Source organism: Nitratireductor aquibiodomus, assembly GCF_900105565.1.
GTDB classification, from domain to species: Bacteria; Pseudomonadota; Alphaproteobacteria; order Rhizobiales; family Rhizobiaceae; genus Nitratireductor; species Nitratireductor aquibiodomus.
This window is the reverse complement of the sequence record NZ_FNSL01000001.1, coordinates 2,506,640-2,533,020: the sequence shown is the minus strand read 5'-3', so window position 1 is coordinate 2,533,020 and position 26,381 is coordinate 2,506,640. Positions and strand designations below refer to the sequence as shown.

Below are 26,381 nucleotides of genomic sequence, written 5' to 3'. Positions count from 1 at the left end.
ATGGACGTTCATGAGGTCTCTTCAGCGCGGCGGGGTGCCGTTTTCGGCGAGAACCGCGCCGATCAGATAGAGCGAACCGCAGATCAGGATGCGGGGCGGGGGTTCGGTGCCGTCGCGGCCCGCATCCAGCGTGTCCCGCAGAAGCTTCAGCGCATTGACCACCGAATGAACCGGCTCGGCCGAAAGCCCCGCCTCCATGGCGCGCGCCGCCAGTTCGGCGTTGGGCACACCGGCATCGCTCGCATCCACCGGAACCGTATAGACATGGCGGGCCATGCCCTCAAAGGCACGGAAGTAACCGGTCTGGTCCTTGGTGTTGATCATGCCGGCGATCAGGAAAAGCGGGCGCGGCGAGCGGTCTTCCTCCGAAGCCAGTGCCTCGGCAATCGCCTCGCCGGCACCGGGATTGTGGCCGCCATCGATCCAGATCTCCGCCCCTTCGGGCCCGAGTTCCGAAAGCGCGCCCTTTGGCAGGCGCTGCAAACGGCCGGGCCAGACAACGCGCTCCATCGCCGCCTCGGCCGAACGCAGGCCAACGGGAAAGCCCGCCGCCTTGACGGTGGCGATGGCCGCCGCCGCATTGGCGATCTGATGCCGGCCCGCAAGCTGAGGCAGTGACATGTCGAACAGGCCATCATTGTCCTGATAGATCATGCGGCCGTTTTCCTCGAACGCCAGGAAATCCTCGCCATAAACGGTGAGCGGGCAGGCCAGTCTTTCCGCGGTGTCGACAAGCACCTCGCGCGCCGCATCGAAGGGCTGCTGGCCAACGACGACCGGACAGCCCCGCTTGATGATGCCTGCCTTCTCGACGGCAATCAGCTCCACCCGATCGCCTAGATAGGCTTCGTGGTCGAGCGAGATCGGCATGATCAGGCTGGCGGCAGGTCGGGGTATGACATTGGTGGCGTCGAAGCGGCCGCCAAGCCCGACCTCGACAATCGCGGCATCCGCCGGATGCTCGGAGAAGAGCACAAACATCACCGCCGTCAATATCTCGAAGACGGTGATCTTTTCGCCTGCATTCGCTTCGGCCACCCGCGCCACGGCATCGGCCAGAACGGCATCCTCGACCAGTTTTCCGCCGCCTTCCGCACCCAGCCGGTAGCGCTCGTGCCAGTTGACCAGATGCGGCGAAGTGTGGACGTAGACTATGCGGCCCGACGCCTCCAGCACGGCGCGCGCGAAGGCCGTGGCCGAGCCCTTGCCGTTCGTGCCCGCCACATGGATGACCGGCGGCATGTTCAGATGCGGATTGCCCAGCCGCTCGAGCAGGCGCGTGATGCGCTCAAGCGAAAGGTCGAATCCCTTGGGATGGAGCGACAGAAGACGCTCGATTTCCCGCTCGGCGGAGAGAGTGGTCATCAGAATCCTGCCCGAAGGGTGGGGTTTTCAGCCGGCAAACTTTTAACCGCTCATGCCTTCGGCTGTTCGGCTGGCGCTTCCGCAGCCTCGACGGGCACCGGCCCCATTTCGGCGTCGTCCGATGCTTCGTCTTCCACCATATCGGGCGCGGCGTCTGCCTTTTCCTTCAAGAGGATTTTCAGCAGACGGGCGATGGTTTCCTTCATCTCCAGCCGTGAAACGACCATGTCGACCATGCCGTGGTCGCGCAGGTATTCGGCGCGCTGGAAACCCTCCGGCAGCTTTTCGCGAATGGTCTGCTCGATCACGCGCGGGCCGGCAAAGCCGATCAGCGCACCCGGCTCTGCAATATGCACATCGCCCAGCATGGCGTAGGAGGCCGTCACGCCGCCGGTCGTGGGGTTGGTGAGCACGACGATGTAGGGAAGCCCCGCCTCTTTCAGCCGGTCGAGCGCGACCGTGGTGCGCGGCAGCTGCATCAGCGAGAGGATGCCTTCCTGCATGCGCGCACCGCCCGAGGCCGCATAGAGCACCAGCGGGAGCCTGCGCTCCACCGCCGTCTCGAAAGCGCGAACGATGGCCTCGCCGGCGGCCATGCCGAGCGAGCCGCCCATGAAGGCGAAATCCTGAACCGTGGCAAGCAGCTCCAGCCCCTGAACACGGCCAACGCCGCTCAGTACGGCATCTTCCATACTGGTCTTGGCCTTCGCATCGCGCAGGCGCTCGGTATACCGGCGCTCGTCGCGGAATTTCAGCGGGTCGGTGACGACCTTCGGGCTTTCCAGCGCCTCATATTCGCCACCGTCGAAGAAGCTTTTCAGCCGCTCGCGGGCGGAAATCTTCATGTGATGACCGGAGGAGGGAATGACCCAGAGATTGTCTTCCAGATCCTTGTGAAAGACCATCTCGCCGGTCTCGGGATCCTTGATCCAGAGGTTCTCCGGCATATCCCGGCGGCCGAGCATCGAGTTGATCTTCGGCCTCACATAGCTGGTGATCCAGTTCATTCCATATGCCTTTTTTCTTACCGCATACCGAGGATGCGCCAATTATCGGGCAGCAGCAAGGCGCGCTTCCCGCACGCCGTCCGCCAGCCCCTTCACAAGAGTTGCGACGGCCTCTGCGGGGTCTTCGATCCGCTTGCCGTTCGCGTCATAGCACTGCGCGATGGCCGCAACGATGGCGCTGCCAACGACAACGCCGTCCGCCGCCTCGCCAATCGCCCTGGCCTGACGCGCCGTCTTCACGCCGAAGCCCACGCAGATCGGCAGATCCGTGTGTTCCTTGATGCGCGAAACCGCCGCCGAAACATTGTTCGTGTCAGGCAGGGCCGAGCCCGTCACACCCGTCATCGAGACGTAATAGACGAAGCCCGACGTGTTCTCCAGCACCTTCGGCAGCCGCTCTTCGTCGGTCGTCGGTGTTGCAAGGCGAATGAAATTCAGCCCGGCCTTGATGGCTGGAACACAAAGCTCCTGATCCATCTCCGGCGGCAGGTCGACGATGATCAGCCCGTCAATGCCGGCCTCCTTCGCGTCGGAGAGGAAGCGCTCAACCCCATATATGTAGATCGGGTTGTAATAGCCCATCATCACGATGGGCGTGTCGTCGTCGTCTTTGCGGAAGTCCCGTGCCATCTGGAGCGTCTTCGCCAGCGTCTGCCCGCCCTTCAGCGCGCGCAGGCCGGCGGCCTGGATGGCCGGGCCATCGGCCATGGGGTCGGAGAAGGGCATGCCCAGTTCGATCACGTCGCTGCCCGCCGCAGGCAGCGCCTTCATGATCGAGAGCGCGGTCTCATAGTCCGGATCCCCGCCCATGAAATAGGTCACGAGCGCGGGGCGGTTTTCTTCCTTCAGCCGCGCGAAGCGGCGGTCAATGCGGGTGGTCATGATGGTTCCGGGTCCTCGTACGTCCAGCGCGGCGCCCCCACGCCGTCTTGCAGTCCTTGCGGTTGCAGCGGCCTCTACGCTCGATCACGAACGCGGCAATGCAATGCGACCAGCTTATCCCTCAGCGTGTTCGCGGATTTCAATGGTGACGGCAAAGGCATAGAAGCCATCGCGCTCGATCCGGCTTTTCGCCTCTTCAGGGTCGAAGGCGATGCGCGGCGCGCCGTCATCGGCCACATGGGTCAGGAAAGCAAGGTTTTGACTCTCCCTTATCCCCTTCGGATTTTCCCTATCGTCGTCCTGGCGAATGGCCACGTAGTGGTGCAGGTTTTGCTTGGAGCGATAGATTTCGAACATGCTTACATCTCCATGCCGAGCATCTTTCCAACGGTATGCACGTCCTTGTCTCCGCGCCCGGAGAAATTGACGATCATGATCTGGTCCTTGCCCATGGTGGGTGCAAGCTTGATCGCATGGGCAATCGCATGGGCCGATTCCAGCGCCGGGATAATGCCCTCAAGACGCGTCGTCATCTGGAACGCCTCGATCGCCTCATCGTCCAGAATGGGCGAATAGATCACACGGCCCGTATCCTTCAGCCAGCTGTGCTCCGGCCCAACGCCAGGATAATCGAGCCCCGCAGAGACCGAATGCCCGTCGAGGATCTGCCCGTCGTCATTCTGCAGAAGATAAGTGCGGTTGCCATGCAGCACACCGGGGCGGCCCGCCGTCATGGAGGCGCAGTGCTCGTCACCCTCCAGCCCGTGTCCGCCGGCCTCGACGCCGTGGATTTCCACCTGGCGGTCATCAAGGAAGGGGTGGAACAGGCCGATGGCGTTCGAGCCGCCGCCCACTGCCGCCACGATGGCGTCGGGCAGCCGGCCTTCGAGCTCCTGGATCTGCTCGCGCGCTTCTGTGCCGATCACCGATTGCAGGTCGCGCACCAGTTCGGGATAGGGATGCGGGCCTGCTGCGGTGCCGATCAGGTAATAGGTGTCCTCGACATTGGTCACCCAGTCACGCAGCGCCTCGTTCATGGCGTCTTTCAGCGTGCCATGGCCGGACGAGACCGGCTTCACCTCGGCGCCCAGAAGGTTCATGCGGAAGACATTCGGCTTCTGTCGCTCCACGTCTGTCGCGCCCATATAGACCACGCAGGGCAGGCCGAAGCGGGCGGCCACGGTGGCAGAGGCCACGCCATGCTGGCCGGCCCCGGTCTCGGCGATGATGCGGGTCTTGCCCATGCGCTTTGCAAGCAGGATCTGGCCGAGGCAATTGTTGATCTTGTGCGAGCCGGTGTGGTTCAAATCCTCACGCTTGAAGTAGATCTTCGCGCCGCCCAGATGCTCGGTCAGGCGTTCGGCGAAATAGAGCGGCGAGGGGCGGCCCGTATAGTGGCGGCCCAGATGCTCGAGCTCGGCGCGAAACGCCGGATCGTCCTTCGCCTCGTTCCAGTGCTTTTCCAGATCGAGGATCAGCGGCATCAGCGTCTCGGCCACAAACCGGCCGCCGAAGATCCCATACATGCCCTCATCATCAGGGCCGATCCGGAAGGAATTGGGTTCTGCCGGTTTGTTCAAGGCGTTCTCCTCATGCCGGAGCCGTGTCGGTTTCAAGCGCCAGCCGGACGGCGGCGAAAAACGCGCGTATCAGTTCCGGATCTTTCTCGCCGGGCGCGCTTTCAACGCCAGACGAAATGTCTATTCCGCGCGGCGACACGGCTTTCAGAGCCGCACCGATATTGGCCGCATTCAGGCCACCGGAAAGCATGTAATCGACAGTATCGTCAAGGCCCGCCAGAAGCTGCCAGTCGAAGGACACACCATTGCCCCCGGGAAGCTCCGATCCCCTGGGCGGCTTGGCGTCGAACAGGAAACGGTCGGCGACGCCGCGATAGGCCGCGATCCGCTCCAGATCGGCCGCCTCGCGGATGGCAAACGCCTTCATCACCGGCAGGCCGTAGCGCGCTTTCACCCCGGCGACACGCTCCGGGCTTTCGCCGCCATGAAGCTGCAGAATATCGGGCCGGACCGTCTTCACGATGGCATCCAGTCCCGCATCATCGGCATTCACCGTGACGGCAACAGCCTGTGCGCGGCCAAGGGCTGCTTTTCGCAGGCTTGCAGCCGTATCGGCCTCCACATGGCGAGGGCTTTTCTCGAAGAAAATAAAGCCGATATGGCTCGCACCGCCATCGAGTGCTGCCGCCATGGCATCTTCGGTCTTCAGCCCGCAGATTTTCACGTCGAGTGTCATAACAGGGAAGTGGCACGAAATGGCGGCGGAGTCGAGGCTGGAGGCGGTCGCGCCAGGCGCCCTCGCCCTTCGACAGGCTCAGGATGAGGGCTGTTGAGATGCTGGCGTGTTTCTTCAGTCGCTTCGTGCGGCTACGCCGAAGTAGCCCTCATCCTGAGCCTGTCGAAGGGCGAGGGCGCTTGGCGCGATCATCTCAACAGCAATCAGGCGAACCTGACGTCAGAAAAACGCCCGGTGCAGCCTGCACGTCACTCGAAACCGATGGCCTGCAGGGCGGTGCCGTTGCGCTTCAGCCAGTCCCTGCAGCGATCGGTTTCAGGGCAGAGCTCGCGACAGAGCTTCCAGAAGCGGGCGCCGTGGTTCATCTCTTTCAGATGCGCGACCTCATGGGCGACCAGATAGTCGATCACCAGCGGCGGGGCCATCATGATGCGCCAGGAAAAGGAGAGCGCACCGTCGGAGGTGCATGACCCCCAGCGGCTCTTCGTGTCGCGAAAACGGATCGCGCGGGCACGTTTGCCGATTGATGCGGTATGCTTTGCCACCAGCGCCTCGATGTCGCGCTTGGCCTCGCGCTTCAGGAGATCGGCGACCCGGCGCGGCAGGCGTTCCCCATCACCCGGTACAATGAGCACAGGCCCCCCCTCCTGCACGACAAGCCGCGCGGCACCCCGACCCGCAGGATCGTGCACGATGAGATGCGGCACACCACGCACAGGGATCTTGATGCCCGGCCGGACCAGAGGACGCTCAGGAAGTTTTTTCAGCTTTTCCTCAAGCCAGCCGGTGTGGCGGTCAAGAAACTCTTCAACCTCGCGGGAGCGGGAGAGGCCTGGCGGCACGGTAACGCGAAGCCCACGCCCACCCGGCTCGATGCGCAGGGTGAGACGCCTTGCTCTGGCATTTTCGACAATGCGCAGCGGCAGTTCGCGCCCGGCAACGCGGTGCATGCGCTCGGCCGGAGGAGCCGCCACTTTCAGCCCGATCATCTTGTTGAGGAAACCAAGCGCCATTGGAGAAGGATAAGCGATTCGTGGAGAAAAACGCGCAAAGAAAACGGCACCTCAATGAGATGCCGTTTCAACCGTTTACCTGCCATCCAACAGATCAGTCTTCGTCGGTCACATCCGGGACGGACTTGCCGCGGCCCGATTTGCGACCCTTGTTGCGTTCGTTCATAAAGCGATCGAACTCTTCCTGATCCTTGGCTCGGCGCAGCTCGCGCATATAATCGTCGAACTCGTCGCGCATCTCGTCAAGCTTGCGGCGTTCCTCGGCGAGGCGCTCCAGCTCTTTCGTGCGCCAGTCGTCAAAGGCAACGTTGCCTGTAAACGCATGGCGTTTTGATGCACGCCGGCAGCCGGCAAAGACTTCATCGGTTTTTCGGTTCACGTCCTTCTTGAACTCCCCGAGCCGGTCACCCCACAGAATGTAGGCGAGCATGGCGAGGCCGAGCGGCCAGAACACCATGAAACCCACCACCATCAGAGCAATCGTCGCAGGCGTCCAGGCGGGACGGATAAGCGCAGAATTTGTCATGTTCACCCGTTCCTTTCCTTGAGCATGCAACCCCCGGGAAGCTGCATGATTTCGAGATGGGTGCTGTTTTCCCAGATTCAAGGAATTGATAAACGAGAATCGCGCAAATCATTGTTTTTTCGATATTTATTTGCGCAGTTCCGCGACATCCCGGCAACCGGGCTAAACGACACGGTCCACCAAACCTTCCAGTGACCGCAGGATCAGGGCTATGTCCTGCGGTCTGGAAAGCCGGTGGTCGCCGTCGCCAATGAGCGACAGGGTGACGTCGTCTGCCGGCAGATGCTCGGTCAGCCGCATGGCATGGGTGAAGGGGACATCGGGATCGGCCTTGCCCTGAAGGATATGGACGGGGCAGTGGGTATCGAGAATGCCATTGAGCACCAGGTTGCGCTTGCCGTCTTCAAACAGCGCGCGCGTATAGATGTAGGGCTCGTCGGAATATTCGGAAGGTTCTTCCATATAGCCCTTCTCCTCAAGCTCCCGCCGATTTGCGTCAGACAGTTTGGGCTCGACCAGTTCGCTGGTGAAATCGGGAGCGGGAGCCAGAAGCAGAAGGCCGGCGAGACGGTCGCCCTCACCTGCCCAGTGCAGTTCCTGCGCCATGCGGAGCGCGATCCACGCCCCCATGGACGATCCGACGAGGATCTGCGGCCCTTTCGTGAGAGCCCGGAGGACACAAAGGCTCTGCTCCAGCCATAGCGAGATCGTGCCATCCATGAATGCACCGTTGGATTCACCGTGACCGGAGTAATCATGCCGCAGGAAGGCGTGCCCCTTTTCAGCGGCCCAGGCGTCCAGCGCCCCGGCCTTGGTGCCGAGCATGTCGGACTTGTAGCCGCCCAGCCAGACGACGCCCGGTGCGCGGCCCTTCCGACTCCGGTATGCGATCTGCGTCTCGCCGATCGTCAGAAAGCTCGCCCTGCCGTCATTCATCAACTGTCTCCCATGCCGGAACCAACCATCGATCACACGCATTCCCATTCAGGCAAAACGAGAAACGTGATTCTTTTGACCTTATATGCTATTGACACTTCACCTGCCGAGACGACATACGCCTCGGCCTGAAGACAATGCCGTAACCAGTGATTTAACAATTCGAGGAGATCACGACCATTCGCAGACCATTCAAAGCGCCGCCTCAGAAAGTAGAAGGCCCGCGCGCAAACCGCGACATCCGGGTTCCCCAGATTCAGCTCATCGACGACGAAGGCAACAACCGTGGCGTTCTCGACACGGAAGACGCCCTGCGTCTTGCCGAGGAAGCCGGCCTTGACCTGGTCGAGGTGGCATCCAACGCCAAGCCGCCCGTGTGCAAGATCACCGATCTTGGCAAGATGAAGTATCAGAGCCAGAAGAAGGCTGCCGAGGCGCGCAAGAAGCAGAAGACCATCGAGATCAAGGAGATCAAGATGCGTCCGAACATCGACACCCATGATTATGAGGTGAAGATGAAGGCCGTGCGCCGCTTCTTCGAGGCTGGCGACAAGGTCAAGCTGACGCTGCGTTTCCGCGGCCGCGAAATGGCGCATATGGAACTCGGCATGCAGCTCCTCAACCGTGTCAAGGAAGAGGTCGACCCCATCGCAAAGGTGGAAGCCGAGCCGAAGCTCGAAGGCCGTCAGATGATGATGGTTCTCGCGCCGCGCACCACCTGATTGGCACTGCGCCCTTAAAGACGCACACCAACACGACAACAAGCCGGGGCTCGCTCCGGCTTTTTCTTTCGCAAATGCGCCGCATTCTGTCCCTACGCATTGTGCCCCGTGCGCCCAAGAGCATGCACGGCGCTGTGGCAAACCATCATCCGGGGATATGAGAATGTCGATCCATCAAATTGCGCTGGGGCAATTCCAGCGTCTGCGTATCGCGAGCTTCTGGCTCATCGCTGCACTGCTTTGCGGCTTCGTTCTCTTCTTTCACTCGGGCTGGGCGCACTATCAACCACTCGGCATCGATATCGAGGAAATCATCGAAATCACGGGGCTCGGCCTGATCGGGATCGCCATCGCGGGCCGGCTCTGGTGCACACTTTATATTGGCGGGCGCAAGGCTGCGGAACTCGTCGAGGACGGCCCCTATTCCATAACCCGAAACCCGCTCTACCTCTTTTCTACGATAGGCGCGATGGGGGTAGGTGCGCAAACCGGGAGCATGGTGGTTGCAGTGATCTGCGGCGTTCTGGCGGCCTTTATTCTCAGCATCACCACACGCCGGGAAGAACACCACCTGCGCGAAACATTCGGCGAGGCCTATGAGGCCTATCTGGCACGCGTGCCGGGCTTCATCCCGAACCCGAAGCTCTTCCACGATCCAAAGACACTGACCATTCTGCCCGAGCGGCTCTACGGCACGCTGCGGGACGGGCTGATCTTCTTCCTGGCCATGCCGGCCTTCGAGCTGGTGGAGTATGTTCAGGATCTCGGGCTGCTGCCCATACTGTTCCGTCTCTACTGAGCCGGCGCCGCCACGCGGTCAAATCAGGAGTTGCGCAAACCGCCCGCCGCCGCTATAAGGCCGCGTTCCTGGACCGGCCGGCAGGGCATGCCGTGGCGGTCCCTAATGCTGAAATGCGCATGCGCGACACTGTGAGAAGCCGACGCCACCCGGCGCGCTTTTTACGCAGATCGACGCAGGCGAAAGAACGGAGAAGCAAAATGCCCAAGATGAAGACGAAGTCTTCTGTCAAGAAGCGGTTCAAGGTAACCGCCACCGGCAAGGTGAAAGTCGCAGCCGCTGGCAAGCGCCACGGCATGATCAAGCGTTCCAACAAGTTCATCCGCGACGCCCGCGGCACGATGGTTCTTTCCGATCCCGATACGAAGATCGTGAAGAAGTTCATGCCCTACGGCCTGTGATCGCAGGAACCCGGAACAGATTTAAGGAGATCATGTCATGGCACGCGTAAAGAGGGGCGTTACCGCCCACGCCAAGCACAAGAAGGTCATGAAAGCCGCCAAGGGTTTCTACGGCCGTCGCAAGAACACCATTCGCATCGCCAAGCAGGCGGTCGAGAAGTCGCTGCAGTACGCCTACCGCGATCGCAAGGCCCGCAAGCGCAATTTCCGCGCTCTGTGGATCCAGCGCATCAACGCCGGCGCGCGCGAACACGGCCTGACCTATGGCCGCTTCATCGACGGCCTCAACAAGGCCGGCATCGAGATCGACCGCAAGGTTCTGGCCGACATGGCCGTGCATGAGCCGCAGGCCTTCGCCGCTCTGGTGAAGAAGTCCAAGGAAGCGCTCGTGTACCTCAAGGACACCACCCCGAATGCTTTTGAAAGCGCTGTCGCTTAAGGCTAGCGCTTCCCGAAGCAATCAAATTTCGTTCGGGAAACCCGCGCTGGCAGGGCTGGCGCGGGTTTTTCTTTGTGATGATGACCATGAACAACGAAACGACAAGCGAAAAGGACGTGCTTTCGCCGGCGGCGACGGCGGAGCTCCTGCGCCTGCTCATCACCGGTGAGCGTCAGCGCGTTTCGTCAACTGTGCTGGACGGGCATACCGTCTGGATCAAACGCTATGACGTAGAGCGGCAACCGGCGGCCAAATGGCTGCATACGACACTGACGCCGCTGATGCCCGCCGCCTTTCTGCGCGCCTCACCCAGCACCAACAAAGCAACCGCCATTGAGCGCGAAGTGCGCAAGCTTGAAGCGTTCCGCGAGGCAGGGCTGCCGACGGCGAAACTGCTTTTCCGCAACGACCGGGTTCTGGTTCTGTCAAATGTCGCGCCCATCGCGCAGAGCGAGCTCGACATGCTCGCGCGCCATGGCGAGGACGGCGCCCATGACGGGCTTCTGGTGCAGGCAGCGGAGGCGTTGCGCAGGGCACATGGCCTTGGCCTGTGCCATGGCAGGCCGCACCCGCGCGACATGTTCATCACCAGCGACGGCCGCTGGGGCTTTGTCGACTTCGAAGAGGAGCCCGAAGCCGCCATGCCGCTGGCAACGGCGCAGGCGCGCGATGTGTGGCTTCTGTTCCTGCAGATCTGCATGCAGGCGAAGCGGCCCGACACGCCGCAAATGGCATTCGATGCCTATTTCGCCGAGCCGCCGCGGCTGGTGGCGGAAGAACTGCGGCGGATCATCCGATTTTTCGCGCCGCTCATCCCCCTTCTCGGCGCAATCGAGCACTGGGGGCTTGGCAGCGACGGCAAGCGCGTGTTGAAAGCAACACGGTTTTTGAACACGGCTCTCGGCAACGCGGCGGCCACGCCCGCGGAAATGAGCCAGCACGACATCAAACCCAAAAAGGGCTACGAGGCATGAGCGAACTCGAGGAACTGGAAAAGACCATCGCCGGGCAGATTGAGACTGCCGCCGACGAGCAGGAGATCGAGGCAGTGCGCGTCGCCACGCTCGGCAAGAAGGGCTCGGTCTCGCAGATGCTGAAGACGCTCGGCTCCATGTCTCCGGAAGAGCGGCAGGTGATGGGCCCTGCAATCAACGGGCTGAAGGCGCGCGTCACCGAAGCGCTGACTGAACGGCGCGACGCACTGCGCAACGCCGCCATCGACGCACGGCTCCAGCGCGAAAAGGTGGATGTCACCCTGCCGGTGCGGCGGGCACCCGCCGAGCGCGGCCGCATCCACCCGATCAGCCAGGTCATCGACGAGATCACCGCCATCTTCGCAGACATGGGTTTTTCCATCGCCGAAGGACCGGACATCGAGACCGACTATTACAATTTCACGGCGCTGAATTTCCCTGAAGGCCACCCGGCCCGCGAGATGCACGACACCTTCTTCTTCCCGCCGGATGAGAAGGGTGAGCGCAAGCTTCTGCGCACGCACACCTCGCCGGTGCAGATCCACACGATGGAAGCCCAGGAACCGCCGATCCGCATTGTCATACCCGGCAAGACCTACCGGCAGGATTCGGATGCGACCCACTCGCCCATGTTCCATCAGCTCGAAGGGCTGGTGATCGACAAGGCCGCCAATGTCGCCAACATGAAATGGGTGTTGCAGGAGTTCTGCAAGACGTTCTTCGAAGTGCCGCAGCTCAACATGCGCTTCCGTCCGTCCTTCTTCCCCTTCACCGAGCCGAGCCTGGAAGTGGACATCCAGTGCGACCGCTCGCAGCCGGGCGAGGTGCGCTTCGGCGAGGGCAATGACTGGATGGAGATTCTTGGTTGCGGCATGGTGCACCCCAATGTGCTGCGCGCCTGCAATCTCGATCCCGATGTGTATCAGGGCTTTGCCTGGGGCATGGGCATCGACCGCATCGCCACGCTGAAATACGGCATGCCGGACCTGCGCGACTATTTCGACGCCGATGTGCGCTGGATCGAGCACTATGGCTTCCGCCCGCTGGACCTGCCGACACTATTCGGCGGATTGAGCGCCTAAGGAGATAGACCAATGAAATTCACGCTCTCCTGGCTCAAGGAGCACCTTGAGACCGATGCCACGCTCGACGAGATCGTCGAAAAGCTCACCATGATCGGCCTCGAGGTCGAGGAGGTGGACGACAAGGCCTCGCTGAAGCCTTTCGTGATCGCAAAGGTTCTGACCGCCGAGCAGCATCCCGATGCCGACCGGCTGCGCGTGCTTTCCGTCGACACGGGCGACGGAAAGCCGGTGCAGGTGGTGTGCGGTGCGCCCAATGCGCGTGCCGGTCTCGTCGGTGCCTTTGCCGCGCCCGGGACCTATGTGCCTGGCATCGACGTCACGCTCTCGGTCGGCAAGATCCGCGGCGTGGAAAGCCACGGCATGATGTGCTCGGAACGCGAATTGCAGATGTCGGAGGAGCATGACGGCATCATCGACCTGCCCGAAGACGCCCCTGTCGGCACCTCCTTCGCAAGCTGGGCGAAGCTCGACGATCCGGTGATCGAGATCGGCCTGACGCCGAACCGGCCAGACTGTACCGGCGTTCATGGCATTGCGCGCGATCTGGCAGCCGCAGGCCTCGGCACGCTGAAGAATGCACCCATCGCGCCGGTGGCGGGCAAGGGGGCCTGCCCGGTCGAACTCGCCATCGAAGCGCCGGAGCTTTGCCCCGGTTTCGCGCTGCGGCTCGTGCGTGGCGTGAAGAACGGCCCCTCGCCAAAATGGATGCAACAGCGCCTCGCGGCCATCGGCCTGCGTCCCATCAATGCGCTGGTCGACATCACCAATTATGTGACCTTCGACCGGGGACGCCCGCTCCACGTCTTCGACGCCGCCAAGGTGAAAGGCAATCTCACCGTGCGCCGCGCCAGGGATGGCGAGGCGGTGCAGGCGCTCGACGAGCGCGAATACAAGCTGACGCCGGAAATGTGCGTCATTGCCGACGAAAACGGCGTGGAATCCATTGCCGGCATCATGGGTGGCGAGCATTCGGGCTGCGATGAGAACACCACGGATGTGCTGATCGAATCCGCCCTGTGGGACGCGATGAACATCGCCCGTACGGGCCGCGATCTCGGCATCATCACCGATGCGCGCTATCGCTTCGAGCGCGGCGTCGATCCGGAGATGATGGAGCCCGGCCTTGAGCTTGCCACCCAGCTCGTTCTCGACCTGTGCGGCGGTGAGCCGAGCGAAAGCCGCGTCGTCGGCTATCCGGGCTATGAGCCGCGCAGCATCACCTTCCCGGTGAGCGAGGTGAAGCGCCTGACCGGACTTGAGGTTTCAAGCGCCGAGAGCAAAGATATTCTCAACCGCCTCGGCTTCGCCTCCACCGGCGATGGCGATGTGCTGGAAGTGTCCGTGCCGTCCTGGCGTCCGGACATCGACGGCAAGGCCGATCTGGTGGAAGAGGTGATGCGCATTCACGGCGTCAACGAAATCGCCCCGGCGCCCCTGACCTCCCATGGCGCGGTCAACGGCCAGATCCTCACCGTTCTGCAAAACCGCACCCGCAATGCGCGGCGCGCGCTGGCCGTGCGCGGCATGATGGAGGCGGTCACCTGGACCTTCATCGACGAGGCCCAGGCAAAGCTCTTCGGCGGTGGCGATGCGTCGCTGAAGCTCTCCAACCCCATTGCCGCCTCCATGTCGGACATGCGCCCCTCGCTTCTCCCGGGCCTCATCGCAGCCGCCCAGCGCAATGCCGCGCGTGGCTACGCCGATGTGGCGTTGTTCGAGGTGTCGAGCACTTATGAGAACGACAGCTATGCAGGCCAGCGCCGTGTGGCGGGCGGCATTCGCCGCGGCACAGCGGTGATGGACGGTGCGGGACGCCACTGGTCGGGCAACAGCGCCTCCGTCGGCGTGTTCGATGCCAAGGCCGATGCGCTGGCGGCCCTTGAGGCTGCGGGCGCTCCAGTGGACAAGTTGCAGATCGTTGCAGGCGGCCCCGACTGGTATCACCCCGGTCGCTCGGGAACGATCCGTCTTGGACCGAAAATCGTGCTCGCCGCATTCGGCGAAATTCACCCGCGCACGCTGGAAGCGCTGGATGCCGAAGGGCCGATCTGCGGTTTCGAGGTGTTTCTCGACGCGATCCCCGAACCGAAGGCCAAGGCGACACGCACCAAGCCGCGTCTCGACCTTTCGCCCTTCCAGCTCGTGCGGCGCGATTTCGCCTTCGTGGTCGACAAGTCGGTGGAGGCAGCAACCATCGAGCGGGCGGCGGCGGCGGCCGACAAGAAGCTCGTCACCGGTGTGCGGGTGTTCGACATCTTTGAAGGCCCCTCGCTCGGTGAAGACAAGAAGTCCGTTGCCATCGAAGTCTCGATCCAGCCGCGCGACAAGACGCTGACGGATGAGGAACTGGAAGCCATCGCCGGCCGCATCGTCGCCAATGTCGGCAAACAGACCGGTGGCACGCTGCGGGGTTAATATGGTGTTCTGATCTGAAAAAGGCGGCGGGCGGGCCGCCTTTTCTTTTGCCGCCTTGATCGATAGGGTCTGCCCGCACAGGCAGCAGGAGGAAAGTGCATGTTCCGTTGGGGCGTTCTTTCGACGGCCAGGATTGGTCGCGAGCAGGTTATTCCGCAGATTCAGGATTCGGAAAACGGCGTCGTGACAGCGATCGCCAGCCGCGATGCCGCGCGGGCGGAAGCGGTGGCAGCACGTTTTGGCATACCGCATGTGTTTTCTTCCTATGACGCGCTTCTCGCCTCGCCCGATGTGGATGGCGTCTATATTCCGTTGCCGACTTCCGACCATGTTGCCTTTGCCATCAAGGCGGCGGATGCCGGAAAGCACGTTCTGGTGGAAAAGCCGCTGGCGCTCGACGCCAAGGACATTGCCCGCGTCATCGAGGCGCGCGACCGCAACAATGTCGTCGTCTCGGAAGCCTTCATGGTCACCTATCACCCGCAATGGCACAAGGTGCGCGATCTGATCGCCGAAGGCGCGATCGGGCGGTTGCGGCATGTGCAGGGCGTGTTCTGCTACCACAATGTCGATCCCGACAACATGCGCAACAAGCCGGAGCTTGGCGGTGGCGGTCTTCCCGACATCGGCGTCTATCCGACGGTGACCACGCGCTTTGCCACCGGGCTGGAGCCCGAACGCGTGCAGGCCATGGTCGAGCGCGATCCCAACTTCGGCACCGACATCTATTCAAGCGTCAAGGCCGATTTCGGCTCCTTCGAGCTGAGCTTCTATGTGTCGACACAGATGGCACTTCGCCAGAGCATGGTGTTCCACGGCGACAGGGGCTTCATCGAGGTCAATGCGCCGTTCAACACTCCCGATTATGGCGACACGCGGGTGACGCTGTTCAGCGCCGATCACAACAGCGCCAGCGTCCACCGCTTTCCCCGTGCGCGGCAATACCGACTGCAGGCGGAAGCCATCGTGCTGGCCGCGCAGGGGGAAAAAGTGCCGATCTTTACGCTTGAGGATTCGGTGAAGAACCAGAAGCTGATCGATGCCATCTACCGCGCTGCCGGCCATGATGGCTGGGAGGCCGTTTAGGAACCCAGACGCATTCAGGCCTTATCCCCACCCTTTCCGGTGAAGAAGATGTGTCTTCCGATCCGCCCCAGCCTGCGCAGACGCCGCGCCCACCCAGGCCGCACATAGCTGGCGTGATAGTGCGTGGCCGCGCTCACGGCGTGCAGGCCGCCATCCTCCGATCCGGCTTCGACGCGACAGTCTGGCGCGCGGTTCTGCATGGATGTGGCGATTTCCTGCGCAAGACGCCATGGCCGCTTTTCCTTCGGAAGAAGAGCAATACCGGTGCATGTGAAAGAGAACTGGCAGCGGTATGGCCTGTGCGCATTCTGAAACACCACGCCGCAGATGGTGCGGGGGAACGACGGCGAGCGAACACGGTTCACGATTACCATTGCAACTGCCCTCTGCCCGCTCAGAGGCTCGCCCCGCGCTTCGTGATAGACGGCGGCGGAGAGGCAGGTCGTTTCGACCTCCCTTTTGAGCGCCGGCAACACTGCCCGGAAAGCCGAACGCCGCTGCGCATGAGAATCCTTGTCTATCACGTCTGCAACCATGCTGGAGGCGGCCGGGAACAGGGTGGCGGGCTCCCATGCCGGAATCGCCTGAAACAAAGAAGAAACGTACAATCCCCCAGACACGAGACTTTCTGCGAGCATCGACACTCCTGCGGGCACCGAGCCGATGCCACACCCATCTGCCCCCCAGACGAAGAGCACTCACACAACCTTTGCGCGCAAACAAATTGGCTTTGCTTCAAATGTCGATATGCATGGCCGGCGCGCCCGGGGCGGGGCTGGTGGAGACGCGCGTTGCCGAACCGAGGGCCGGTTCGTTCCAAATCGAGGCAAATCCCGCCTTGCGTTGCAAAAATAGCGTTCTTATATACGCCCGGAAGCTGTTCGGCGCGTTTCACTCAGAGATGCGGCCGCAGCAAATTCGTGTGAACAGGGGCTGTCATCTGGAACGCCGGAATGGGTCCTGACAGTCTGCTTTGCGGAGAGAAGACATGGCAAAAGTTATCGGTATCGACCTCGGAACAACCAATTCCTGCGTCGCCGTCATGGACGGCAAGGACGCCAAGGTTATTGAGAACGCGGAAGGTGCACGCACCACGCCGTCCATCGTGGCCTTCACGGATTCGGACGAGCGTCTGGTCGGCCAGCCGGCGAAGCGCCAGGCGGTCACCAACCCGGAAAACACCCTTTTTGCAATCAAGCGCCTGATCGGCCGCCGCTTCTCCGACCCCACGGTCGAGAAGGACAAGAAGCTGGTCCCCTACAAGATCATCAAGGCCGACAATGGCGATGCCTGGGTCGAGGCGCATGGCAAGACCTATTCGCCTTCGCAGATTTCGGCGATGACGCTGCAGAAGATGAAGGAAACGGCTGAATCCTATCTCGGCGAGAAGGTCGAGAAGGCGGTGATCACCGTTCCTGCCTACTTCAACGACGCCCAGCGTCAGGCCACCAAGGATGCCGGCAAGATTGCCGGCCTCGAAGTGCTGCGCATCATCAACGAGCCCACGGCCGCCGCCCTCGCCTACGGTCTCGACAAGAAGGACGGCAAGACCATCGCCGTCTACGACCTTGGCGGCGGCACGTTCGACGTCTCGATCCTGGAGATCGGCGATGGCGTGTTTGAGGTGAAATCCACCAATGGCGACACGTTCCTTGGCGGTGAAGACTTCGACATGCGTCTGGTCGAATATCTCGCGGCCGAGTTCAAGAAAGAGCAGGGCATTGACCTGCAGCAGGACAAGCTGGCTCTCCAGCGCCTGAAAGAGGCTGCCGAGAAGGCCAAGATCGAGCTGTCGTCCGCGTCGCAGACCGAAATCAACCTGCCCTTCATCACCGCCGACCAGTCGGGTCCGAAGCACCTGACCATGAAGCTCACCCGCGCCAAGTTCGAGAGCCTCGTCGAGGATCTGGTCAAGCGCACGGTCGAGCCCTGCAAGGCGGCGCTCAAGGATGCCGGCATGAACGCCGGCGAGATCGACGAAGTGGTTCTGGTCGGCGGCATGACCCGCATGCCGAAGGTTCAGGAAACCGTGAAGAGCTTCTTCGGCAAGGAGCCGCACAAGGGTGTGAACCCGGATGAGGTGGTCGCCATGGGTGCCGCCATTCAGGCCGGCGTTCTGCAGGGCGACGTGAAGGACGTTCTGCTGCTCGACGTGACCCCGCTTTCGCTGGGCATCGAGACGCTGGGCGGCGTGTTCACCCGCCTGATCGACCGCAACACGACGATCCCGACCAAGAAGAGCCAGGTCTTCTCGACCGCCGAGGACAACCAGAATGCGGTGACCATCAACGTGTTCCAGGGCGAACGCGAAATGGCCGCCGACAACAAGAGCCTCGGCCGCTTCGACCTGACCGGCCTTCCGCCCGCGCCGCGCGGCGTGCCGCAGATCGAGGTCACGTTCGACATCGACGCCAACGGCATCGTGAACGTGTCCGCGAAGGACAAGGGCACCGGCAAGGAGCAGGCGATCCGCATTCAGGCTTCCGGCGGTCTCAGCGACGACGAGATCGAGAACATGGTGAAGGATGCCGAATCCAACGCCGAGGCCGACAAGAAGCGCCGCGAGGCGGTTGAAGCCAAGAACCAGGCCGAAGCCCTCATCCACTCGACCGAGAAGTCGCTCGGCGAATATGGCGACAAGGTCTCCGAGGAAGAGAAGAAGGCTATCGAAGATGCTCTCGCCGAGCTGAAGACCGCTGTCGAAGGCGACGACGCCGAGGACATCAAGGCCAAGACCAACACGCTCGCCGAGGCTTCCATGAAGCTCGGTCAGGCCATGTACGAGGCCAGCCAGGCAGAAGCGGCAGAGGCAGACGCTGCTGCCGATGCAAAAGCCTCCGGCGACGATGTCGTGGATGCCGATTTCGAGGAAATCGACGAAGACGACAAGAAGTCGGCCTGAACACCCTGACAGAACGACCAGAAAAGCCCGGGATTTGCGTCCCGGGCTTTTTCACATCTTCTTAAACCTCCTCCCAATAGACTTGCCGGCAAAATAAAAACTGCGGATTGGCCAGGGGAGGCTAATGATCCGGTACCGGCTCTTCGAGATATGGCGCTTTGTCGCGGCGCTGTTGATCATGCTCTACCATTTCGGGCATTTCGCGCCCGGTGACGGGCTTGCCCTGAAAAACGAACTGGCGCCGCTCAGGCCGTTGCTCGACATGTTCTTCATCATATCGGGCTTTCTGATCTTCGCGCGTTATGGAGAGCAGGTCCGCGATGCCCGGAGCTACGGTATCTATCTCTACAAGCGACTGATCCGCCTTTACCCGCTCCATCTCGCCACGCTCTCCTATTTCGTTCTGATCGGCCTTCTCGTCTCCGTGGGCGTCTTGCGTACGGGTGGGGAGCCGCAGCTCTACGACTGGAGCGCGCTGCCTTCGAACCTGTTGCTCATACAGGCCTGGGGGGTGGAAGACAGGCTCTCCTTCAACTTTGTCTCCTGGTCGCTTTCGGCGGAGTGGTTTGCCTATCTCCTGCTGCCCATCATCATCGTTGCCTTTCGCCGTGCCGGACTTGCCGGCCTCTTCGTCCTGCTTGTTGCCTGCTATGCGGTGCTTGAGCTGATGGTGCACACGGGTGTGATGCCGTTCGAAAGCTGGGTCATGGCCGATACCTGGGGCGCGTACCGCACCTTCGCCGATTTTGTTCTGGGCGCCCTGCTCGCGGTTCTCGTGCGCCGCTCTGCCGTGACGGTTTCAGCGCGGTGGCCCGCCTGGGCCGCCATCCTGCTTGCCTGCGCCTCCATGCTGCTGCAGCTGAACATCTATGTGACGCTGCTCCTGCTGGCGGTCGCGGTCTTCATGGCGGGGCTTGTCGAGCGCAACGATCCTGAACGGTACAGCTATCCGGCCTTCCTGCGCCCGGCCGCCGCGGTCTCGTTCGGTGTTTATCTCTGGCATCCGGTTACCGAGAGCCTCTTTTATTCCTACCTGTGGAGCCATCACATTCAGTCGCATTCCATTGCGCTTTTCTTTGGCTATACGGGCTTTGCCATGCTGCTGACGGTGATCGTCGCCATGGCGTCTTTCCGCTTCTTCGAAAACACGCTGTCCGGATACCTGTTGCGGGCCGCTGGTCTTGCACGGCCCAGCCCCGCTCCGGCCAGGCCCGCAGCCGAGACAAACTGAAATCGGCTCCATGCAGCCAGATGGAGCCTCTGTCTCATTCCCATGGCTGGCAATCTCATGAAAACTATGGCATTCGCTGTCGCGAATACCTAAATAACGGGCACTGATCGGGGAACGGTGTTCGCTCCAGATAGACTATGCGGGACTCTCATTGATGAAGGCAGATTTTTACGAGACGCTCAGCGTGTCGAGAAACGCCGACGAGAAGGAACTTAAAAGCGCTTTTCGCAAGCTCGCCATGCGGTACCATCCTGACCGCAATCCGGGCGACGACGAAGCCGAGCAGAAGTTCAAGGAAGTCAACGAAGCCTACGAGACGCTGCGCGATCCTCAGAAGCGGGCAGCCTATGACCAGTTCGGTCACGCCGCTTTCGAGAATGGCGGGATGGGCGGCCGTGGTGGCTTCGGTGGCGGCGGCGGCGGATTCGCCGATATATTCGAAGACATTTTCGGCGACATGATGGGCGGCGGCGGACGACGCCGCGGTGGCCGCCAGCATGGCGCGGATCTGCGCTTCAACATGGAAATCACCCTCGAAGAGGCTTTCACGGGCAAGACGGGGCAGATCCGCGTGCCGACGGCCGTGGCCTGTGACGACTGTGCCGGCACGGGCGCGAAGCCCGGCACCTCTCCGACACAGTGCCAGATGTGCCACGGCTCCGGCCGCGTGCGCGCCGCGCAGGGCTTCTTCTCCATCGAGCGCACCTGTCCGACCTGTCAGGGGCGTGGCGAAACCATTTCCGACCCCTGCCCAAAATGCTCCGGACAGGGACGCGTAGCCGAGGAGCGGTCGCTCTCGGTCAACATTCCCGCCGGCATCGAAGACGGCACACGCATCCGCCTTGCGGGTGAAGGCGAAGCGGGCCTGCGCGGCGGACCGGCCGGCGATCTCTACATCTTCCTTTCGGTCAAGCCGCATGAGTTCTTCCAGCGCGACGGTGCTGACCTCTACTGCAAGGTGCCGATTTCCATGACCACGGCGGCCCTCGGGGGCGCCTTCGAGGTCACCACGCTCGATGGGACCCAGACCCGGGTGAAGGTGCCCGAGGGCACCCAGAACGGACGACAGTTCCGCCTGAGCGGAAAGGGCATGCCGGTTCTCCGGCAACCCAAGGTCGGTGATCTCTACATTCAGGTGGCCGTAGAAACGCCGCAAAACCTCACCAAGAAGCAACGGGAGCTTCTTGAGGAGTTCGAGAACATTTCTTCCAAGGAGAACAGTCCCCAGTCGGCTGGCTTCTTCTCGCGGATGAAGGACTTCTTCGAATCCTTCGGTGAGTAGCCAAACCATGCTAAGAGGAACCACCGGGCCGGTTGCCCGGTTGCTCCTATGCGGCCGGGCATTCTGACAGGGCTGCAGGGAGATCGGGAACGTGACGGAGGACGCCGGGAAGATGAACAAGGGCTTGGATGTGCGCAAGGCCATCGCGGATCGCTTTGGAGAAGAGCTGCGTTTCTTTCGCGGCTGGATCGAGCAGCCCAAGGCCGTCGGCTCCATCATTCCCACAAGCGGTGTAACGGCGAGGCGAATGGCCTCGGTCATCAACACGGGTTCCGGCCTGCCGGTTCTTGAGGTAGGCCCCGGCACGGGCGTCATCACGAAGGCCATTCTGGCCCATGGCGTGAAGCCGGATAACCTCTATGCGGTCGAATACTCTCCGGATTTCGTCAAGCACCTGCGGGAAACCTATCCTGGAGTCAACGTCATTCAGGGCGACGCGTTCAACCTGGACCAGACGCTGACGCAGGCCCTGGGAGACACGGCGCCACAGGTCTTCGACAGCGTCATCTCCGGAGTGCCCTTGCTCAACTTCCCCGTTGAAGCGCGCATCGCCTATCTGGATTCCCTGCTTGATCGCATTCCCGACGGGCGTCCCGTGATACAGCTCACCTACGGACCGAAATCGCCCATCCCGCCTGGGCAGGGCGATTATACGGTCGAGCATTTCGATTTCGTGCTGCGCAACATTCCGCCGACGCAGCTCTGGGTCTACCGCCGCGGCAAGCATTAACGTATGTCTCCCGAAAGTGGGCACCGGTTTCGGGACAAAGACATGCGTCAAATCAAGAACCCAAAGCGCACAGAGCGACTCTGAAAGATCGCGACGCGCTTTAGGAGCGCGGGATTCTCCGTGTGCACGAGGCTTCTTCAGCGGGATCCCAGCATCTTCGTGTTTAGTGTGGAAAGCATGGGCCCCAGGTGCGGAGACTTGACGGGTCCACCGTGGCAAGGCAGCAAAATTGTGGGGGAAGCGATGGCGAGGCGCTGCTCCACCCAGTTTGCGAACAGCTTCGCATCATCTACACCATAGCGCGGAAACGAACCCGACCTCGCAGGCGTATCGCCAAACCCGTCGGAAGACCGGGATTCCGACATGAAAGCATCAGCAACAATCCAGATCGTGTCTGAATTGTTCTGTATCTCCACCCAGACTTCGCCGGTCTTAAGCCCTTGCGGCTCTAGAAGAGTGTGCCCTTTTTGAAGCGCAGTTTCGAGCTTCTGCAGTGGCTCATATGTCAAACCGGTGACCTTTTCCAGGCGCGGCTTTGCGCTTGCTGAGCAAGCGACGGTTGCGTTTCGAAACGCCTCAGCGTGACCCGCCAACCCCTTGTTGTGATAATGATTGGGGGCCAGAAGCACTGAAACGCCACCCAACTGCTCCAGAGCCTCGCGTTGGACCCTCTCCTGTCCGGCGATCGGGCTGTAGAGGCACAGGCCTCCGGTTTGCAAACGCAATGCAAAGCAGTTCAACTTTCCAGCACGGATAATGTGTATATCCTCGAGCCTGGCAAGCTTTGAAATATTGCCAGCCATCACGCCCTCGCCATTTCTGAAAGCATGCCGCACACGAAATCAACGAGCGGCCGACCAGCCGTTTTATCCTGTTGTGCACGGTTCTGGGCATGAATACCCATGACTGCGGTCACAAGCGCTTTGGCAAGATCCCTCGGCTTCCAATTCGATCCGCCCTCCTGAAAAACGGGCTCCCGACTGAGAGCCTCAAGGAAGTGCTCTTCCAGTGCGGTCCAGTAGTTTTGTGTTGCCTCTTCCAGCCGCTCTCGTTTTAGCCGAGCATTTTCAATGCCGGTATTGACCACGAGGCACCCGAACTCGCTGGCAGTGGGGGACCCTGAAGCGACCAGGCCCTGAAAAAATGCGACGATCTCGGGGATGCCCCCGCGTTTCATGTGCACCATCTGGGTAGAGATCGCAGCGTTGCTGTAATAGCGCAAAGCCTCCAGATACAGACCTTCTTTCCCACCAAACTCCGAGCGAATGGCAAACTGGTTGATGCCGGTCAACCGTTCGAGTTCCCGTACGCCGAGTGCCTGAAATCCGTTTTCCCAAAAGGCGCGACAGGCTTTGACGACGGCTTCTTCGCGATCATAGGTCTTTGGACGTGCCATTGTTCAACCCATTTGACATTTTCAATACAGATGCATAGTTATTATTTCAATGCGGCTGTATTGAAAAGGGTTGGATAATGCGCGATGTGATTTTCCCGCGAAATCAGCAGGCCAGTTATGAAGCATTCGGCTATTCGGCTGCGGTGAGAAGCGGAGGTTTTGTTTTTGTATCCGGGCAGGTCGGCGTCAACGATGATGGTGAAGCCATCATGGACCCCGCAATGCAATTTGCTCAGGCTTTTGGAAACTTGAACAGTGTATTGGAGGCCGCCGGGTGCGGGTTTGATGACATCGTGGACATCACGACCTTCCATGTAGACATGTTCACACATTTCAGCGCATTCGAGGCGGCCAAGAAGCAAGCCTTTCCGCGTCCCCCATTCCCCAATTGGACGGCAGTTGGCGTCGTCAACCTTGCGGTCCCCGCTCTTCTCCTTGAAATCAAGGCGATCGCCAAGCTCCCGTAAATGCACCTTAAGGCGAAAGACCACCCGGTCTGCAAAGCCGATAGCGGCGCCACCTCCAGCTTATCCATTGATTGATGCAGGCAATGCTTATACGGCTCTCTGCGAACAGAGGAGCTTTGCCAATGACCCCCAAGATTCTGGTGTTCGCGGGATCGATCCGCACCGGCGCCTTTAGCGGCCAGACTGCCGACGCCGCCATGAAAGAGCTCGCACAGCAGGGCGCCGAGGTGACGCGCATCTCGCTGGCGGACTACCCGCTTCCCATCATGGATCAGGATCTGGAGAAGGACAAAGGCATTCCCGAGAATGCCTACAGGCTCGGCCGGCTGATCGCCGCGCATGACGGTGTGCTGATCGCCAGCCCGGAATACAACGCCTCCATCCCGCCTCTGTTGAAGAACACCATCGACTGGGTAAGCCGCATCTCGAAGGACGGTGGAAAGCCACTGCGCCCATGGGCTGGAAAGTCCATCGGGCTCTGCTCCTCCTCAGACGGCAATTTCGCCGGTATACGCGGGCTCTATCACCTGCGTGCCGTGCTGATGAACTGCAAGGCCGACATCATCACGCAGCAGTGCTCCGTTGCCCGCGCACAGGACGCCTTCGACGAGAATGGCGACTTCAGGGATGACCGCACGCGCGGGATGATGGAAGCCGTGTGCAGCAGCCTGATCGAACACGCCAGATTGACATCGACAAGAGTGGGAGCCTGACCTTATGAGCGAAGCAATGCGGGACCGCCTGATCGTAGGCCTGGATGTGCCGACCCTGACCGAAGCCGACCGGGTCGTCGCGGCACTCGGCGATACCGTTTCATTCTACAAGATCGGCCACCAACTCGCCTTTGCCGGCGGGCTGGGCTTTGCACGCGAGCTGGCCGGCTCGGGGAAGAAGATCTTCCTCGACATGAAACTCCTCGACATAGACAACACCGTGGCCAAGGGCGTGGAAAACATCGCCCGTATGGGCATGACCATGCTGACCATCCATGCCTACCCCAAGGCGATGCGCGCGGCCGTGCAGGCGGCGGAAGGCTCGGGGCTGACCCTGCTTGGCGTGACGGTTCTGACCTCGATGGACGATGCGGACCTCAACGAGGCCGGTTATGCGCTGACGGCGCGTGAGCTGGTGAAGAAGCGCGTCGCGCAGGCGCGCGAAGCAGGCATGGGCGGCATTGTCTGTGCACCGACCGAGGTGAACGAAATGCGCGATGTGGCAGGTCCCGGCATGGCGCTGGTGACCCCCGGCATTCGCCCGGCAGGCAGCGACCATGGCGACCAGAAGCGTGTGATGACGCCCGGCGACGCGATCCGCGCGGGAGGCTCCCACCTGGTGGTGGCCCGCCCGATCGTGGCGGCGCAGGATCCGAAGGCCGCAGCTCAATCCATTCTCGACGAGATGGCCGCAGCCTGACAGAGTGGGCCGGACGTCGTCCACGGAGGAGGAAATCATGCCCAAGGGTTACTGGATTGCCCATGTCGATGTGCGCGATCCCGAGCGCTACAAGGACTATGTGGCTACGGCCAAACCGGCTTTCGAGAAGTTCGGTGCGCGTTTTCTCGCGCGTGGCGGCACCTGGGAAGGACTGGAGGGCACGGGGCGCGGGCGCAATGTGGTGATCGAGTTTCCCTCGCTGCAGGCAGCGCGCGATTGCTACAACTCGCCTGAATATCAGGCCGCAAAGGCGATCCGCACGACCGTGGCGCAGGCCGACATGATCCTTGTCGAGGGTGCGGAATAAGCGGCGCACGAAGAGGACAGAGCCACGATCGATCTGCCTGAGAATTATACGATCCGGCCCTATCGGAGCGCAGACGCTGCGCTGCTGCCGGGGGTGGAGGCGCGCGCCGCACGGCTTTTTGCCGCGTATGGATATGCCGACCTGGCCGCCACCCCGGCAATGGCGTCGAAAGCGTTCGACAGGATCGCCCTTGAGAACCAAACCCTTGTCGCGGAGCACGAAACCGATGGCGCCGTCGGCTTCGCCATTTGCGGCATCATCGGTCCGTTTCTTCATCTGAAGGAGCTTTCCGTCGCGCCGGAGCACGGCAAGCGCGGGCTGGGCACGGCGCTGCTTTCGGCGGTGGTTGGAGAAAGCGTTTCTCGCGGGCTTGACGGTGTGTCCCTCTCCACCTTTCGGGCCGTGCCGTTCAATGCGCCGTTTTATGCGCGTCATGGCTTTGTGGAGCAGCCACTCATTTCAGCGCCAGAAGCGCTGAGAGAGCGTTTTTTCTCCGAGATTCCGCCGGGAATTGAAGCGGGAAGCCGTGTTTTGATGCTGCGTCGCAACAGACCCGGCTAATATGGCACGCCTAATTATCTATTAATATCAGTATGTTGCAAATTCTACACTGCGGCAATTGCCGAGAAACCAGCGGTTCTATTGCAACGCAGCAAAAGTCGTTTACTCTAATTGGTATGCAAACGACCAAGGCTACACCGTTCTACACACACCTCCCCCGGTGGT

29 protein-coding genes are annotated in these 26,381 nt (G+C 61.5%); 17 read left to right on the top strand and 12 right to left on the bottom strand.

The annotated features are described in order from the left end of the window. Window positions 1–21: 21 nt before the first annotated feature. The 9 genes from BLW55_RS12115 to BLW55_RS12075 form a co-directional block, all read right to left on the bottom strand. Entirely contained in the window at window positions 22–1,365 is a 1,344-nt protein-coding gene (locus BLW55_RS12115) for a bifunctional folylpolyglutamate synthase/dihydrofolate synthase (RefSeq protein ID WP_090328974.1), read from the bottom strand. Window positions 1,366–1,415: 50 nt separating this feature from the next. Then, on the bottom strand, window positions 1,416–2,372 hold the full coding sequence (gene accD / locus BLW55_RS12110) for an acetyl-CoA carboxylase, carboxyltransferase subunit beta (RefSeq protein WP_007007160.1): 957 nt from the start codon (window positions 2,370–2,372) through the stop codon (window positions 1,416–1,418). Between the two features lie 42 nt (window positions 2,373–2,414). Next, entirely contained in the window at window positions 2,415–3,254 is an 840-nt protein-coding gene (gene trpA / locus BLW55_RS12105; RefSeq protein WP_090328973.1) for a tryptophan synthase subunit alpha, read from the bottom strand. A gap of 114 nt (window positions 3,255–3,368) precedes the next feature. Beyond that, window positions 3,369–3,611: a hypothetical protein gene (locus BLW55_RS12100; RefSeq protein WP_007007162.1), complete on the bottom strand. Its 243-nt coding sequence runs from the start codon at window positions 3,609–3,611 to the stop codon at window positions 3,369–3,371. A gap of 2 nt (window positions 3,612–3,613) precedes the next feature. Next, a complete protein-coding gene (gene trpB, locus BLW55_RS12095; protein ID WP_090328972.1) occupies window positions 3,614–4,834 on the bottom strand; it encodes a tryptophan synthase subunit beta in 1,221 nt (406 codons plus the stop codon). A gap of 10 nt (window positions 4,835–4,844) precedes the next feature. Then, window positions 4,845–5,510: a phosphoribosylanthranilate isomerase gene (locus BLW55_RS12090; RefSeq protein WP_090328971.1), complete on the bottom strand. Its 666-nt coding sequence runs from the start codon at window positions 5,508–5,510 to the stop codon at window positions 4,845–4,847. Window positions 5,511–5,758: 248 nt separating this feature from the next. After that, the gene (locus tag BLW55_RS12085; protein WP_090328970.1) at window positions 5,759–6,523 is read right to left on the bottom strand and encodes a M48 family metallopeptidase; all 765 of its coding nucleotides are present in this window, start codon (window positions 6,521–6,523) and stop codon (window positions 5,759–5,761) included. 94 nt (window positions 6,524–6,617) lie between these two features. Further along, window positions 6,618–7,049: a DUF2852 domain-containing protein gene (locus BLW55_RS12080; protein ID WP_040665223.1), complete on the bottom strand. Its 432-nt coding sequence runs from the start codon at window positions 7,047–7,049 to the stop codon at window positions 6,618–6,620. A 162-nt stretch (window positions 7,050–7,211) separates the two neighbouring features. Continuing rightward, window positions 7,212–7,985, bottom strand: a complete 774-nt coding sequence (locus BLW55_RS12075) for an alpha/beta hydrolase (protein WP_090328969.1) — start codon at window positions 7,983–7,985, stop codon at window positions 7,212–7,214. 179 nt (window positions 7,986–8,164) lie between these two features. Here BLW55_RS12075 and infC point away from each other — a divergent pair, with 179 nt between their 5' ends. The 8 genes from infC (at window position 8,165) to BLW55_RS12035 (ending at window position 15,906) form a co-directional block, all read left to right on the top strand. Further along, entirely contained in the window at window positions 8,165–8,707 is a 543-nt protein-coding gene (infC, locus tag BLW55_RS12070) for a translation initiation factor IF-3 (RefSeq protein ID WP_090328968.1), read from the top strand. A gap of 163 nt (window positions 8,708–8,870) precedes the next feature. Next, entirely contained in the window at window positions 8,871–9,506 is a 636-nt protein-coding gene (locus BLW55_RS12065; protein WP_090328967.1) for a methyltransferase family protein, read from the top strand. 200 nt (window positions 9,507–9,706) lie between these two features. Beyond that, window positions 9,707–9,907: a 50S ribosomal protein L35 gene (rpmI, locus tag BLW55_RS12060; protein WP_007009054.1), complete on the top strand. Its 201-nt coding sequence runs from the start codon at window positions 9,707–9,709 to the stop codon at window positions 9,905–9,907. Between the two features lie 37 nt (window positions 9,908–9,944). After that, entirely contained in the window at window positions 9,945–10,346 is a 402-nt protein-coding gene (rplT, locus tag BLW55_RS12055) for a 50S ribosomal protein L20 (protein WP_025029706.1), read from the top strand. Between the two features lie 86 nt (window positions 10,347–10,432). Next, window positions 10,433–11,320: a BUD32 family EKC/KEOPS complex subunit gene (locus BLW55_RS12050; protein ID WP_052017385.1), complete on the top strand. Its 888-nt coding sequence runs from the start codon at window positions 10,433–10,435 to the stop codon at window positions 11,318–11,320. Continuing rightward, entirely contained in the window at window positions 11,317–12,402 is a 1,086-nt protein-coding gene (gene pheS, locus BLW55_RS12045; protein WP_090328966.1) for a phenylalanine--tRNA ligase subunit alpha, read from the top strand. Before BLW55_RS12050 ends, pheS begins: the two co-directional genes overlap by 4 nt. A gap of 12 nt (window positions 12,403–12,414) precedes the next feature. Beyond that, window positions 12,415–14,820: a phenylalanine--tRNA ligase subunit beta gene (pheT, locus tag BLW55_RS12040; protein ID WP_090328965.1), complete on the top strand. Its 2,406-nt coding sequence runs from the start codon at window positions 12,415–12,417 to the stop codon at window positions 14,818–14,820. A gap of 99 nt (window positions 14,821–14,919) precedes the next feature. Beyond that, window positions 14,920–15,906: a Gfo/Idh/MocA family protein gene (locus tag BLW55_RS12035; RefSeq protein WP_090328964.1), complete on the top strand. Its 987-nt coding sequence runs from the start codon at window positions 14,920–14,922 to the stop codon at window positions 15,904–15,906. Window positions 15,907–15,920: 14 nt separating this feature from the next. On the opposite strand, the gene BLW55_RS20955 is transcribed toward BLW55_RS12035, so the two are convergent. After that, window positions 15,921–16,442 carry a cell wall hydrolase gene (locus BLW55_RS20955; protein WP_280140472.1) on the bottom strand — a complete coding sequence of 174 codons (522 nt, stop codon included), beginning with the start codon at window positions 16,440–16,442 and terminating at the stop codon, window positions 15,921–15,923. A 452-nt stretch (window positions 16,443–16,894) separates the two neighbouring features. Here BLW55_RS20955 and dnaK point away from each other — a divergent pair, with 452 nt between their 5' ends. From dnaK to pmtA, 4 genes are all read left to right on the top strand, one after another. Further along, entirely contained in the window at window positions 16,895–18,808 is a 1,914-nt protein-coding gene (gene dnaK / locus BLW55_RS12020) for a molecular chaperone DnaK (RefSeq protein ID WP_025029701.1), read from the top strand. A gap of 124 nt (window positions 18,809–18,932) precedes the next feature. Then, window positions 18,933–20,039 (top strand): acyltransferase family protein, encoded by a 1,107-nt coding sequence (locus tag BLW55_RS12015; RefSeq protein WP_090328961.1) that lies wholly within the window; start codon window positions 18,933–18,935, stop codon window positions 20,037–20,039. Between the two features lie 154 nt (window positions 20,040–20,193). Then, window positions 20,194–21,321, top strand: coding sequence for a molecular chaperone DnaJ (gene dnaJ / locus BLW55_RS12010; protein ID WP_025029700.1), 1,128 nt, complete (start codon window positions 20,194–20,196; stop codon window positions 21,319–21,321). A gap of 112 nt (window positions 21,322–21,433) precedes the next feature. Next, on the top strand, window positions 21,434–22,051 hold the full coding sequence (gene pmtA, locus BLW55_RS12005; protein WP_007009063.1) for a phospholipid N-methyltransferase PmtA: 618 nt from the start codon (window positions 21,434–21,436) through the stop codon (window positions 22,049–22,051). A gap of 137 nt (window positions 22,052–22,188) precedes the next feature. On the opposite strand, the gene BLW55_RS12000 is transcribed toward pmtA, so the two are convergent. Next, window positions 22,189–22,854 (bottom strand): hypothetical protein, encoded by a 666-nt coding sequence (locus tag BLW55_RS12000; protein WP_090328960.1) that lies wholly within the window; start codon window positions 22,852–22,854, stop codon window positions 22,189–22,191. Then, window positions 22,854–23,447 carry a TetR/AcrR family transcriptional regulator gene (locus BLW55_RS11995; RefSeq protein ID WP_090328959.1) on the bottom strand — a complete coding sequence of 198 codons (594 nt, stop codon included), beginning with the start codon at window positions 23,445–23,447 and terminating at the stop codon, window positions 22,854–22,856. Before BLW55_RS11995 ends, BLW55_RS12000 begins: the two co-directional genes overlap by 1 nt. Window positions 23,448–23,524: 77 nt before the next feature. Between BLW55_RS11995 and BLW55_RS11990 the strand changes: the two genes are divergently transcribed. The 5 genes from BLW55_RS11990 to BLW55_RS11970 all read left to right on the top strand — a co-directional run bounded on the left by BLW55_RS11990 (window position 23,525) and on the right by BLW55_RS11970 (window position 26,216). Beyond that, window positions 23,525–23,914, top strand: coding sequence for a RidA family protein (locus BLW55_RS11990; RefSeq protein WP_090328958.1), 390 nt, complete (start codon window positions 23,525–23,527; stop codon window positions 23,912–23,914). A gap of 122 nt (window positions 23,915–24,036) precedes the next feature. Beyond that, entirely contained in the window at window positions 24,037–24,627 is a 591-nt protein-coding gene (locus tag BLW55_RS11985; protein ID WP_090328957.1) for an NADPH-dependent FMN reductase, read from the top strand. Window positions 24,628–24,643: 16 nt separating this feature from the next. Next, complete coding sequence (pyrF, locus tag BLW55_RS11980) at window positions 24,644–25,327, top strand: orotidine-5'-phosphate decarboxylase (RefSeq protein ID WP_177175131.1); 684 nt, start codon at window positions 24,644–24,646, stop codon at window positions 25,325–25,327. Between the two features lie 37 nt (window positions 25,328–25,364). After that, window positions 25,365–25,655, top strand: coding sequence for a DUF1330 domain-containing protein (locus BLW55_RS11975; RefSeq protein ID WP_007009066.1), 291 nt, complete (start codon window positions 25,365–25,367; stop codon window positions 25,653–25,655). A gap of 93 nt (window positions 25,656–25,748) precedes the next feature. After that, on the top strand, window positions 25,749–26,216 hold the full coding sequence (locus BLW55_RS11970; protein ID WP_090328955.1) for a GNAT family N-acetyltransferase: 468 nt from the start codon (window positions 25,749–25,751) through the stop codon (window positions 26,214–26,216). The last annotated feature ends 165 nt before the right edge of the window (window positions 26,217–26,381 follow it).